Annotated in this window: 10 protein-coding genes; 3 read left to right on the top strand and 7 right to left on the bottom strand. The window is 56.3% G+C overall.

Going from position 1 to position 12,188, the window contains the following annotated elements:
- Positions 1-399: 399 nt before the first annotated feature.
- The 6 genes from LZP73_RS02135 to LZP73_RS02110 form a co-directional block, all read right to left on the bottom strand.
- Positions 400-1,917: a hypothetical protein gene (locus LZP73_RS02135; RefSeq protein WP_234232825.1), complete on the bottom strand. Its 1,518-nt coding sequence runs from the start codon at positions 1,915-1,917 to the stop codon at positions 400-402.
- A gap of 254 nt (positions 1,918-2,171) precedes the next feature.
- Positions 2,172-2,474: an AzlD domain-containing protein gene (locus tag LZP73_RS02130; protein ID WP_169563146.1), complete on the bottom strand. Its 303-nt coding sequence runs from the start codon at positions 2,472-2,474 to the stop codon at positions 2,172-2,174.
- Entirely contained in the window at positions 2,471-3,250 is a 780-nt protein-coding gene (locus LZP73_RS02125; RefSeq protein WP_234232824.1) for an AzlC family ABC transporter permease, read from the bottom strand. Before LZP73_RS02125 ends, LZP73_RS02130 begins: the two co-directional genes overlap by 4 nt.
- Before the next feature lie 175 nt (positions 3,251-3,425).
- Positions 3,426-3,758: a YceK/YidQ family lipoprotein gene (locus LZP73_RS02120; RefSeq protein ID WP_234232823.1), complete on the bottom strand. Its 333-nt coding sequence runs from the start codon at positions 3,756-3,758 to the stop codon at positions 3,426-3,428.
- 131 nt (positions 3,759-3,889) lie between these two features.
- Complete coding sequence (panP, locus tag LZP73_RS02115) at positions 3,890-5,533, bottom strand: pyridoxal-dependent aspartate 1-decarboxylase PanP (protein ID WP_234232822.1); 1,644 nt, start codon at positions 5,531-5,533, stop codon at positions 3,890-3,892.
- Positions 5,534-5,777: 244 nt separating this feature from the next.
- Entirely contained in the window at positions 5,778-6,932 is a 1,155-nt protein-coding gene (locus LZP73_RS02110; protein WP_234232821.1) for a glycerate kinase family protein, read from the bottom strand.
- A gap of 213 nt (positions 6,933-7,145) precedes the next feature.
- On the opposite strand from LZP73_RS02110, the gene LZP73_RS02105 reads away from it, so the two are divergent.
- Positions 7,146-8,639, top strand: coding sequence for a M4 family metallopeptidase (locus LZP73_RS02105; RefSeq protein ID WP_234232820.1), 1,494 nt, complete (start codon positions 7,146-7,148; stop codon positions 8,637-8,639).
- Between the two features lie 55 nt (positions 8,640-8,694).
- On the opposite strand, the gene LZP73_RS02100 is transcribed toward LZP73_RS02105, so the two are convergent.
- The gene (locus LZP73_RS02100; protein WP_234232819.1) at positions 8,695-9,333 is read right to left on the bottom strand and encodes a uracil-DNA glycosylase family protein; all 639 of its coding nucleotides are present in this window, start codon (positions 9,331-9,333) and stop codon (positions 8,695-8,697) included.
- 275 nt (positions 9,334-9,608) lie between these two features.
- Between LZP73_RS02100 and LZP73_RS02095 the strand changes: the two genes are divergently transcribed.
- Complete coding sequence (locus tag LZP73_RS02095) at positions 9,609-9,848, top strand: FeoA family protein (RefSeq protein ID WP_169563139.1); 240 nt, start codon at positions 9,609-9,611, stop codon at positions 9,846-9,848.
- Positions 9,841-12,096, top strand: a complete 2,256-nt coding sequence (gene feoB / locus LZP73_RS02090; RefSeq protein WP_234232818.1) for a ferrous iron transport protein B — start codon at positions 9,841-9,843, stop codon at positions 12,094-12,096. The genes LZP73_RS02095 and feoB overlap by 8 nt, the downstream gene beginning before the upstream one ends.
- Positions 12,097-12,188 lie beyond the last annotated feature (92 nt).

The raw sequence follows: 12,188 nt of genomic DNA, 5'->3' as shown, positions 1-12,188 counted from the left end.
ATTTGTTTGATTATTGATCTGTGTTAGTTTTTTTAATAACTCGTATTAAATTGAATTAAATAAGCGCTTTAACTTATTTTTATGTTGGGGTATTCGGTAATTTACTGCTTGTTGGATTTGTATTTAATGAGATGTCATTCCTTAACTTCAATAAGGATTAAATAGCATGGCGTGTTTAAACTTCATGGGTAACAATAATGTTGAAGGAGTAATTTAAGGTTCCGGCTAATACTTTAGTCTATGTCGGTATCCATGTTTATCTACGGGTTTATCTTCTAATTACCTGAGTATGTAAAAGCATGATGAAGAAGCAGGAAAATGAAGAAGAAAAAAGTGAAGAAGAAAAATGAAGAAGCAGCAAGCCGAACTGCTTCTTCATCATAGGCTGCTGTCTATGAGTTAACGTGATGGCAGGGTACCGTCGAATCGGCGGATTTTTATGTTGTTTTTCAGTTTATCTTGGTCTTGTTGCCACTCTTGCCATTGCGTCAGGCTGATGCTGAGCTGCAGCGAAAAGTCGGTCGAGATCCATTGCTTCTGCCCTTGGGCATAATCGGGCGCGGGGACAATGTCTTTCGGTCCGCTGAAAGAGCTGGAGCACATGAAAGATTTGAAATACACCTGATCTATGGCCAAGTCGAAATCGCTCGGCGAGGTCATGCATTGACCGCTGCCCTTCTTCTGATAGGAGGCGAACTGGTACATGATGGCGGGGGTATTGTTGTCGCTGTCGGGCACAGAAGCCGTTTGATGGCAGGAGAGACAACTGCTCTGGGCATTGTCGGCCGGACCATTGAGTCGGCTGTCACAGCCCAGATGGCCTGCATTTGTCTGGGCATTCAGTCTGCCGGCGACGTCCTGAAATATGGCGCTGTCTTTCAGGCCCGTCACAGGATTTTGAGGATAGGCGGCGGCCCCGCTGCCAAGCGGCGGCGTGTCGTTGCCCCACATCAAGCCCAGGGGGGAAATGCGATCCCATGGATTTTTTTCACTTGCCTTGAACTGACCGTCGGCGACGAAAGTGCCATAGGCCCAACCTACGGGGGAGCGACTATCCCGCACCGCTATGTCGAACTGCAGCAGATACACATTGGCGACGGAACGCGGGCATTGCTCGGTTTCCTGCTGAAAGCTGCATGCCTGGCCATCTGTGCCTGTACAGCTGCAAAATTCACTGGCACTGATGTTGGCTTGCCATACGGGAACATTCGTGAGGAAGGGGTAATTATTAGGGGTGGCCGTGGTAAATAATAACTTGCCTATGACACTGCCTTCATTGAATTGAAAATTCTGCTGGGGCAATTCAGGCGCCGGTGCCCCCGTCCACACTGTCCCTATACTGCTGCCCGCGGCCGGGTTATAAAAGCCCACGGCCCACATGGTGGTCTTCAGATCTCCTTGACCTGCGATGGTCATGGTGACTGGGGCTTCCCGGGTCAAACCATGGATGAATTCGCGGCCGCTGAGGGGGTCATAGGTTTGGTAGGGTATGTGATACCAGGAGCGCACCTGGTTGTTGCAGAGGTCCCAATCTGTATCTATATCACCACTGCCTATGTTGCCTTCCTGGATATAGTGCATCACGGCCCATAAATAGCCTCTGGCTTGGGCATGCCTGTCACTCTCGCTCAGACTCTTGTCGAAGGGGTTGAAGGCCCGCCAGGGCGCCGCCTGATCCGCCTTGGCGCCGGTATAGGCATCACTCAGGCGAAAAATGGGGCCTTTCCAGCCAGGATAGGCTTGGTTGATGATCACTTGGTTGTCCCACATGCCAGTGTCGTTGAAGGCTGGATCCTGGAAGTAGCTGGGGTAAGCGCCGGTGCAGGTCGATGCCGCTGGCATGTCGGAAGGTTGCGAGGCCAAGCTTGGGAAGGCACAGGCAGAAAGCAGAAGTAATGCGGCTGATTTATGTTTCATAATGTCATCCTTGATGAGTTATTCATCCAAAAATTGCTTTATAAGCATAGTGTTAATTTCAGGCTATGGCGAATCATGCCCCAGAGGAGTGTCAAAGCACGCCGGCCGGCAAGATTGCGGCTATGGGGATGCAGCAGGGTAGGGACAAAGCCGGGCTGAGTTGGCAAGAGGCCCTGGCTTGGAGCCTGACTCGGTGGCACTCTGGCTAATGGCTAATGGCTAATGGCTAATGGCTAATGGCTAATGGCTAATGGCTAGTGGATCAGGAAGAAGAGCCCCATGCTCAGGACTGTGGTCAGCAGGGTGTTGCGGGTCAGCAGCGCCAGCGCGGTCGCCACCAGGGCACACACCAGATAGCTATTATCCAGCCCCAGAGCCAGCCGGCCGTCGCGAACGAACACCAGGGGGGCGAAGATGGCTGTGAGTACCGCAGGCGCCGAGTAGCCGAGAAAGCTTTGAGTGCGTTTGCTCAGCCGCAGCGGTAGCTTAGGTTCGAGCAACAGATGACGGCTGATGAAAACCACGGCCGCCATGCTAAGGATTATCAACCACATCATGCGTCATGCTCCTCATGTGCAGCGCCCGCCTCTGGGGACCTGTCAGCCTGGGTTCCAGGCATGTCACTTTCCCCCGTCAGCCTGGCGTACACTACCCCGGACGTCATACCGCAGAGTGCGGCGATCAGCAGCCCGGCTTGCACTTCAAACAGGGCGCAGACCACGGCCAGGGTCAGGGACACCAGCACGCACACGAGTATCGAAGGTTTTTTCACCGTGGGGATCACCAAGGCGATGAAGGTGGCGGCGATGGCGAAATCCAGCCCCAGCTCCCCTAAGTTGTCGATGGACCTGCCTGCCACTATGCCGAGCAAGGTCGCCAGATTCCAGCCCAGGTAGAAGCTCAGGCCGCCGCCCAAGGCATACCAGGGATCGAACTTATGTTGTTTGCCCTGATTGGCGATGGCGAACAGTTCATCTGTCAGCAAGAAGCCCAGACCCAGACGCCAACCCAGGGGCAGTGGGCTTATCTGGCTGCGCATCGCCATGGCATACAGCAAGTGGCGCGAGGTGATGAGCAGGGTAGTGACGAGTATGCTGCCAAGGCCTATGCCGGCTTTGATCATCCCCAGGGCGACCAACTGGGCGCTGCCGGCGAAGATGATCGCCGACATGGCCTGGCTTTCGAGCGGCGTCAGTCCCACCTCCAAGGCAAATGAGCCCGCCAGTATGCCCCAGGGCACCACGGCCAGGGTGAGCGGCAGCACGGCCAGGGTCCCCCTCAGGAAGGCGCCGGCCTTTTGCTGGGGGCTCGATTGTGGCTCAACAGAATTCATGGAAGGCACTCAGGCTCCTGGGTTCGTCATGGCTTGCTTCATGGCTGTCAATTGGCAGGCCCATCTCTTGGCATCCCCGTCACTGCTTAACGGCGCTTCCTGTGTTTATACCTTGAAAACCGGCCTGGCCGCAATGGCGCACCCAGGTGACTGCGCCAAAGGAGTCAGTCGGCTGCTAGTTGACTGCTATGTTGCCATGCCGGGCTTGTTGGTAGAGGGTATAAGGCAATGCCAGGGTATCTGCAGCGGCGGAAAAAACCGTGTCTATGACAAAAAATGGCACGCCGTTGAGACTGCTGCCCAAATCCGTCGTTTGGCTGGGCTCGCCTTTGACCAGGCAGACATTGTAGGCCACACCACTGTATATTCTGGGTATTTCATCGCAATAGCTCTTCCTGCCATGGTAGGCAATGTCTATATGCTCCTGCTCCGGGCTCAGGGTGTTAATTGTCGAGCAGGCATTGAGCAACATCAGGGGGGCAAGGGACAGCAGCTGTTTCAGGGTCATAAAACTTTCCATGTTTTGACTTTCAAGGTTGAAGGTTCGACCAGATTAGCGGATGTCTAAGCTAAATGCTTGTTATTTGTCGCACCTTTGGCCGGCTCGGGCAGAACTTTTCCCACCCGGGTGCCTTGGGACTAAAGCAGCGCCATGAGCTTAGGTAAAAACTCCTTATCCAGTGCGGCTATCTGTGTCTGCTCGACAAGCACGGCATCGAGGATCTCCCTGCTGGTCAGGGGATTGGCCAGTACCACCCGGAACACCACCGTATGTTGGCGGAAATAGCGCGCCGGTTGGATGCGGGTGCGCGACACGAAGGACTTGCCCTGCTCGCGTTGATGCTTCTGGATAAACTTGGTCAAGCCGTCGAGCAGTTCGTTGAACTGTGCCAGCCTGGCGATGTCGCCGGCGGCGCACGCCTGTGTCATGGCGCGCTGCACCTGTGCCGGCACATAGCGGTAGGTCAACAGGCATAGCTCGGGGGCCGTGACCAACTCGAAGTCTGGCTGTTGGCTTATCTTATCGGCGAAGTAGCGCGCCTTTTCCAGGCTATTGTTGATCAGGATTTCATAGCCCTCACGGCCTATGATCTGCAAACAGGCGTGTACCAGCATGGCCATCCCTGGGCGTGAGCCTTCCAGGGTTTGGCTGCCAAGATCTTTGGAGCCGCGGCGCAGTATGTATTCGGCGTGGTGGGCTATGGCATGGGCAAATTCGGGATCTTTGAAGATCACCATGCCGGCACCCATGGGAACGTACATCTGTTTGTGAGCATCTATGGTGACAGAGTCGGCCAGTTCAATGCCGGCGAGCAGATGGCGGTATTTGTTGGATAATAAACTGGCACCGCCCCAGGCGGCATCCACATGGAAATGGCAACCCAGCTCGGCGGCCAGTGCGGCCAGCTCAGGCAGGGGGTCGACATTGCCCGTCTCCGTGGTGCCAGCCACCCCTATGATGGCCATCACCTTGACCTTCTTGGCCGCCAGTGCCAGGGCGGTGGCACGCATCTGCTCGACATCGACCTTGTTGTCCGGCCCCGTCGCTATGCTGATGATGTTGTCGCGTCCCAGCCCCAACAGATCGGCGGCCTTACCCAGGGAATAGTGACCGCGTTCGGACACCAGGATGGCAAGATCTTCAAAACCATAGTGGCGTAGCCCACGTAACAGGCCTTCGCGGGCAATCCCCTTGAAGTCACCGTCGGCCTTGAGCACCTGATTACGGGCTATCCACAGCGCCGTGATGTTGGCGATGGTGCCGCCGGAGCAGAAGGCGCCGAGGGAATGATTGGCGCTATGCATCCAGCTTTGGTAAAAATCCCCATCACGGGCATAGATCAGATGGTGCATCATGCCGAGCACTTGGCGCTCCAGCGGGGTGAAGGCCTTGGAGGTCTCTATCTTCACCAGGTTCTGATTCAGGCCTATCATCATTTTCGACAGAGGCAAGACGAAATAAGGCAGGGCCGAGGTCATGTGGCCTATGAAACTGGGCGCCGCAGTGTGCACAGAGTGCGCCACCAAGCTATGCATTATCTCGTCCGTATAGTCGGACACAAACCTTGGGGTACTGGGAATGTCGAAGGCCTGGAAGTCGGTTTCGATTTCCGCCAAGGGTTTTTCCAGTGCGGCTATGCTCTCGCCCAGAAAGCCCGCCAAATCCGCCGACAATTTCTGCTCTATGATGCTGAGGGTGGAATCCGCCGCCTCGGGCACGGTAAATATGCGCATCAGGCTGTCTTCGGATGCTGTCGCTTGGCGGGGATGCTGAGTTTTCATAGGGCGTGCCGTCTGTTTATTCGTCTTGCGTAACCGCATGGCGCGCGTGAGCAAATTGCCATGATGCGGAGTCTTGAAAAAGGGAGCTCACTTTACTGCAAGCCTCATAGCGCATCAAGGGATAAAACCAAAGTCTTGTGGCCCGACTCTGGGTTAGCCGCTATTGGCATTGGGTTAGTCGCCATTGGTATTGGGTTAGTCGCCATCGGTATTGGGTTAGCCGCCATCGGCATGAGATTAGTCGCTATCTGCATGGCTTGGCTAACTTCATGCCCAATCCTAGGGTCGCGGCTATGTTGCGGGCCGTATGGCTCAGATTGGCTTCGGCATGGCGCAACAGGGTATCTTCCGAGCAGAGGGCCGGGATGATGGGAAAGACCGCCGTCATGCCGGCGTCGAGCAGCGCCTCGGCGCCATCGCCCAGGCTGCCGGCTATGCCTATTACTTGGACCTTCTGCGCCAGGGCTAACTTCAGCACCCCAAATGGCGCCTTGCCGGCCAGTGTTTGTTTATCCAGGCAACCTTCACCGGTGATCAGCAGATCCGCTTCCCGCAGGGCCTCGGCCAGCCCTGTGTATCCGAGCACAAGTTCTATCCCGGATTTTACCTCGGCATTGAGTACCGCCATGGCCGCCAGTCCCATGCCGCCCGCCGCGCCGGCGCCCGGCATGTCACGCATGTCGGCAAAGCCGCCGGCGACCAGGCATTGGGCAAAATGCGCCAAGGCCTTATCCAGCTCCTGTACCATGGCCTTAGTGGCACCTTTCTGTGGTCCGAATACCGCGGAGGCGCCGCGCTCGCCGCATAGGGGATTGTCCACATCGCAGGCCAATTCGAAGCGACATAGCGCCAGCAGCGGATGCAGTTCAGTCGTCTCTATTCGCGCAAGCTTTGCCAGTGCCGCGCCGCCGGGGGCAAGCTCCTGTCCCCTGGCATTGAGCAGTCGCAGCCCTAAGGCCTGTAACATGCCGGCACCGGCATCGTTGCAGGCGCTGCCGCCGAGGCCGAGAATGATGTGCCTGCATCCTCGCTCAAGCGCATCCATGATCAGCTCGCCCGTGCCACGGCTGCCAGTGAGTCTGGGATCTCGCTCATTCTTGGCGACAAGTTGCAGGCCGGAGGCGGCGGCCATTTCAATCACGGCAGTGCCATCTTTGCCCAGGATGCCGTACCTGGCCATGAGTCTGTCACCCAGCGGCCCAGTGACCTCTTTGGAGATGAACCTGCCGCGGGTGGCATCGACCATGACCTGCACAGTGCCTTCGCCGCCATCGGCCACCGGCAGCAGTTGCAGTTCTGCAGAGGGCAATGCCTGTCGCAGCCCTTGGGCTATCGCGGCCGCGGCTTGGGCCGAGCTCAGGCTCTCCTTAAAGGAATCCGGCGCTATGACTATCTTCATTGGCTCTCTTCATTAGCTTTCCCTGTCGCGGCTGTACCCAGCCTGCCAGCGGATTGGCATACTTTAATGCATGGCGTTCGTGCAGATTTATTTACGTTTATTTTACAATCTATTTACATTTGTTGTTGCGGCAACATATAAATTGTGACAATTTGTTTTGGCGAAAAAACGCTCTATCAAATAATAAATCTGACCTCAAATGGAGATCCTACAATGACAAACAAGGTTTTCGTACCCTCAGCCCTGGCGTTATGTGTGCTGGCTGCGCTGCCGGCGCAAGCGATGGAAGTCACTGCATCGGCCAAACATGGCCTACAGCAGGCGTTAGGTTTAAGCCAGTCCCACTCTTTTACCCAAGTTAAGCAAATAAATACCGCCCAAGGACATGCCAAGACCAAGCAGCAACAGGCTTTCAAGGGAGTACGTGTCTATGGCCAGCACCTGGTGGTCGAGTCCGATGGTCAGCAACAACTTATCAATGGCCAGTTCGCCGCTATCGCTGATGATTTTTCGGTTTCCCCGGCAATGACCCATGGTCAGGCCATTGCCGCCTTGAATAAAGTCTATGCCGGTTCCGCCGCTTCAGGCAAAAAAGAGGTTGAATTGGTTATCCTGATGGAGGAAGGCACTCCGCGCCTGGCCTATAGGGTGTCTTATCTGAGTGAACAGGCCGATGCCATTTCGCGTCCCGCCGGCCTGGTCGATGCCAACAGCGGTGAAGTGATACGTCATTGGAACGAGTTGATGACGGCCAAGCAAGGCAAAGGCAAGCCTGGTGGTGGCACTGGCGGTGGCACAGGCACCCCCTTCGATGCCACGGGTCCCGGCGGTAATGCCAAAATTGGCCAATATTACTATGGCAGCGACTTCGGCCCCTTGAGCGTGCTCGAGTCCGGTGGCACTTGTACCATGAGCAACACCAACGTCAAGACCATAGACATGGGTAACAGCACCCGCGGCGGCACGACTTACTCCTTCGCCTGTCCTGAAAATACCTACAAGGAAGTCAATGGTGCCTATTCGCCGCTCAACGACGCCCACTACTTCGGCGGCGTGATCTTCAACATGTACAAGGATTGGTACAACACCGCACCTCTGTCGTTCCAGTTACAAATGAAGGTCCATTATGGCCGTAATTATGAAAATGCCTTCTGGGATGGCACCGCCATGTCTTTCGGTGATGGCGCCAGCTACTTCTATCCGTTGGTGAGCCTGGATGTGTCGGCGCACGAAGTCAGCCATGGCTTCACCGAGCAAAATTCCGGCCTGGAATACAGTGCGCAATCCGGCGGTATCAACGAAGCCTTCTCCGACATAGCAGGTGAAGCCGCCGAGTTCTACATGCGCGGCAGCAACGACTGGAAAGTGGGTTATGACATAGTCAAGGGCAACGGCGCGCTGCGTTACATGGACGATCCGACCAAAGATGGTCGCTCCATAGGCGATGCGGCCGATTATACCTCGGGTTTGGACGTGCACTATTCATCGGGCGTGTATAACAAGGCCTTCTATCTGTTGGCGAAGAAGAATGGTTGGGATACCCATAAGGCCTTCGACGTGTTCGTGCTGGCCAACCAGATGTACTGGACACCTACGTCAGATTATAACCAGGCTGCCTGTGGGGTTGAAAGCGCCGCTGCCGATCGCGGCTACTCGGTCGCCGACGTAACTGCCGCATTCAGTTCCGTGGGCGTGACCTGTCAGTAAGCCTTTGGCTTAGCGAATGAGCCTGCACACATGTGCAGGCTTTTTTTTTTTTATCTTATCGTTCGAGCAGGGCAGCAATGTGTGCACGCAACCTGGGCAGTAGTTCGGTTTCGAATTGCGGATGGCGCTTGAGCCAGAGGTTGTTGCGTGGGCTGGGGTGGGGCAACACCATCTTTTCCGGCCAATAGGCTTGCCAGTTGGCCACCGCCTGGCCGACGCTGAGCTTGCCCTTGACACCTGCACCGGCGCCGCCGAGATGATAGTCTATGGCATATTGTCCCAAGACCAGAGTCAGCTCTATGTTAGGCAATGCCGCCAGGAGCCGTTCATGCCAGGTTTGGGCACATTCTGGCCTGGGAGCCTTATCACCGCGTTTCTTGCCTTCGCTGGTATGACTCCCAGGGAAACAGAATCCCATGGGCACTATGGCAAACAAGTGCTCATCATAGAACTGAGTCCTGTCTACCCCCAGCCATTGCCTCAGCCTGTCCCCACTGGGATCGTCGAAGGGACGGCCGAGCGTATGGGCCTTGAGGCCTGGCGCCTGACCGGCGATGAGGATTCTCGCCGCCGGGTGGGCCTGCAATATGGGCTTGGGCGGCAGCGGCAAGGCCCGGGCGCATAGCTGGCAGGCGTGGATCTGCTGCATCAGCAGGTTGAACTCATTTTCCGGTATCACGGCAAAGCTTGGCATCGGCTCAAAACATAGGGCTACTATTGCGCTTAGTGCCTTTGGGAACAAGTGCTGGCGGGGTATTTTTTGTGATGCAGTCGGCACTTGAGCCGGCATTTCGGCTTTATTTCGTTGCGGCTGTTTATTCATTGCCGAATTTATCCCATAATACCCAACACAATTGAAAACTATTCTCGTTAGCAGTTAGAATACTCCGCCATCGAGAGATGCTCACCTCCCAATCGGCGAATTCGACTGATGCCAAAAACACGACCTGTTGCAGGCTGGAGTAAGTAATGAAGTTAAGTGAACTGAGCCCTGGCGATGTCGCGGTGATTTCCGCGGTGGGCCAGTGGGACCTCCCCCTGACCGTGAAGCGCAAGTTGCTTTCCATGGGGATCACCCCAAATACCCGCTTCTCCTTGATAAGACGCGCCCCCATGGGCTCAGGCGTCGAGCTGGATATTCGTGGCAGTAAGCTGTGCATGCGTCGGGATCTGGCCGACATAATCGAGGTGGTAAAGTCGAATGGCTAAACAGTTTCATTGCGTCACTGTAGGTAACCCCAATGCGGGCAAGTCGACCCTGTTTAATGCCCTGACCGGCGCCAACCAGCAGGTCGGCAACTGGGCCGGCGTCACGGTCGAGAAAAAAACCGGCCATTTCAGTTTGCAGGGGACAGATGTCTATCTGACCGATTTACCCGGTATCTATGACTTGTTGCCTGCGACCGACAGCTGTGATTGTTCCCTGGACGAGCAGATAGCCCAGACCTTTCTCGACGAGCAACAGGTCGACGGTATCATCAATTTGGTCGATGCCACCAATATAGAGCGTCACCTGTATCTGACGGTACAGCTGCGGGAACTTGGCATCCCCATGGTGGTGGTGCTCAATAAGATAGATGCCGCGACTAAGCGCGGTATCCGGGTCGATTTGGCCAGTATGAGTGACACCTTGGGCTGCCCTGTGGTGGGAGTCTGTTCGCGGGATCAGGCCGATGTGCTCAAGGTTCAGGCCCAGGTGCTGGATTTACTCCAGGGTAAAGTCAGTGAGGCGCCGCTGCTGCTGGATTATGGCATGGAGACAGAGGCCGAAATTGCGGCGCTGCAAGCTGCCAATCCGGCATTGAGCCGGGCCCATGCCATAGCCTCGTTGGCTAACACCGCATCCGCTTGCCATGGCAAAGGGGCCCCCGGGGCGGCGGGCGATCTGGATGTGACCATCGCCGGTTGCAGATTCAATTTCGTCGAGACAGTCTTCGGCTCTGCCGTGCATAGCGGCAGCTTCCTCACCTTGAGCGATAAGCTGGACAAACTCAGCCTGCACCCAGTGCTGGGGATCCCGGTATTCCTCCTGGTGATGTATCTGATGTTTATGTTCAGCATCAATGTCGGCAGCGCCTTCATCGATTTCTTCGATATCACCGCCGGTGCCCTGTTCGTGGACCATCTTGGGGCCTGGCTGACGGGAATAGGCACTCCCGAGTGGTTGGTGACCCTGCTCGCCGGTGGCATAGGCCAGGGGGTGCAAACCGTCGCCACCTTCATCCCTGTGATCGCCGCCCTGTTCCTGGCCCTGTCGACCCTGGAAAGTTCCGGCTATATGGCCAGGGCCGCCTTCGTGGTCGATGGTTTGATGCGCCGCATAGGCCTGCCGGGTAAGGCTTTCGTGCCCATGATAGTCGGCTTCGGCTGCTCCGTGCCGGCTATCATGGCAACCAGGACCCTGGGCAGTGAACGTGAACGCATAGTCACAGGCATGATGGCCCCCTTCATGTCCTGCGGTGCCCGCCTGCCGGTGTACGCCTTGTTTGCGGCGGCGTTTTTCCCCGAGTCGGGCCAGAATCTGGTGTTCTTGTTGTACCTGATAGGCATAGTCGCCGCCATAGGCACTGGCGTCCTGCTGCGCAAGACCTTGCTGCCGGGCAACAGCAGCGCCGTGGTGATGGAGTTGCCCAGCTACGAGCTGCCTAAACTCAAGGTGGTATTGACCCGGACGGGCAAGCGCACCAAGAGCTTCATCCTCGGGGCCGGCAAGACCATAGTGCTGGTGGTGACCCTGCTCAATTTCGTCAATGCCATAGGCGTGGATGGCAGCTTCGGCCATGAAAACAGCAAAGCGTCGCTGCTGAGTGTCGCCAGCCAGAAGGTGACACCCTTGTTCACCCCCATGGGAATTGCCCAGGATAACTGGCCGGCAACGGTTGGGATCATCACAGGGATCTTTGCCAAAGAGGCAGTGGTAGGCACATTGAACAGCCTGTACAGCACCACAACCGTGGATGATAAAGGCGTGAAGCCCTTGGTCCAGAGCCTGAACGAGGCGCTGGCAACCATTCCGGCCAACCTGTTCGGCATCGCCCTGGAAGATCCCCTGTCCCTGTCTGTGGGGCATGTGGATGACCTGGCGTTGGCGGCGGAAGAGCAGAGCGTGGATCGCAGCACCTTCGGCGCCTTGCAGGCCGGTTTCAGCGGTCAGCTGGCGGCCTTCTCCTATCTGTTGTTTATCCTGCTTTATACGCCTTGCGTGGCCGCCATGGGCGCATTGGTGCATGAGTTTGGTTCGCGTTGGGCCACATTCGCCGCGACCTGGACCTTCGCCTTGGCCTATGGCTCGGCGACCGTGGTATACCAGGGCGCCACCTTCAGCCAGCATCCACTGCAATCGAGTCTCTGGATAGGCTTCTTCGCCTTCGCCCTGAGCGGTTTCTATTTCTGGCTCAAGCGCAAGGGGCGCAGAACCCAGCAGATCATCCCAGGGATCCGCATCATCACAGGCTAATGCCGGCGGCATTCGCCTTACACAACAGCGGCCTGGCGGCCGCTGTTGTTGTTTCTATCCGCCTTGTCGACTTACACTCTTAATAGGGGTTT

This window comes from Shewanella sp. AS16 (assembly GCF_021412365.1).
Lineage (GTDB): Bacteria > Pseudomonadota > Gammaproteobacteria > Enterobacterales > Shewanellaceae > Shewanella > Shewanella salipaludis.
This window is presented reverse-complemented; position numbering and strand designations above follow the sequence as displayed.